This window comes from Nonomuraea marmarensis, from assembly GCF_043197025.1.
GTDB classification, from domain to species: Bacteria; Actinomycetota; Actinomycetes; order Streptosporangiales; family Streptosporangiaceae; genus Nonomuraea; species Nonomuraea marmarensis.
Genome location: NZ_JBICRM010000131.1, coordinates 1 through 728, shown reverse-complemented (window position 1 = coordinate 728; position 728 = coordinate 1). Strand labels below are relative to the sequence as shown.

Here is a 728-nt window from a genome sequence, read left to right as displayed (position 1 = left end):
ACTACACCCCGCGTGGGGTGTCTTATCTGCTGCATCGGATCGGCTGGAGCCCGCAGGTGCCCGTGCACCGGGCCGTCGAGCGCGATGAGGAGCAGATCGCCACCTGGGTGAAGGAGACCTGGCCCCCTATACAAGGCAGGCCGCCGAATGCGGCGCGTGGATCTGCTTCGTGGACGAATCAGGGCAAAGCCTCCGCCCGCCCAAGGGCCGCACGTGGGCGCGGCGCGGCCAGACGCCGATCGTGACCGTGTCCGGCAAGGGCTCGGGCCGGGTCTCCGTGGCCGGCCTCGTCTGCGTCAAGCCCGGCCGACGGACCCGCCTGATCTACCGGACGATCATCTATCACGGCCGCAAGAACGAGCAGAAGGGTTTCCACGTCCGCGACTTCAAGCGTCTACTGGAGGCCGCTCACCAGCAGTTACACGGCCCGATTCTCATCGTGTGGGACAACCTCGGCGCCCACGTCTGCGCCGAGATGCGCCAGTTCGTCGACGATCACGACTGGCTGACGGTCTTCCAACTCCCCAGCTACGCCCCCGAACTCAACCCCGCCGAAGGCATCTGGGCCAACCTCAAGGGCCACCTGGCCAATCTGGCCATCCGTGGCGGCATCGACCACCTCGCCGCCATCATCAAGCACCATCTCAAACACCTGCAATACCGGCCCGACCTGCTCGACGCCATCATCGCCCAGACCGAACTGATCCTCGAACCCGAACCGCCGTAGG

At 66.2% G+C, this 728-nt stretch carries 2 protein-coding genes; both read left to right on the top strand.

Annotation, left to right across the window (positions count from 1 at the left end):
• Positions 1–17: 17 nt before the first annotated feature.
• Complete coding sequence (locus ACFLIM_RS50285) at positions 18–245, top strand: helix-turn-helix domain-containing protein (protein ID WP_449291509.1); 228 nt, start codon at positions 18–20, stop codon at positions 243–245.
• Positions 170–727: a transposase gene (locus ACFLIM_RS50280; protein WP_393178049.1), complete on the top strand. Its 558-nt coding sequence runs from the start codon at positions 170–172 to the stop codon at positions 725–727. Before ACFLIM_RS50285 ends, ACFLIM_RS50280 begins: the two co-directional genes overlap by 76 nt.
• Position 728 lies beyond the last annotated feature (1 nt).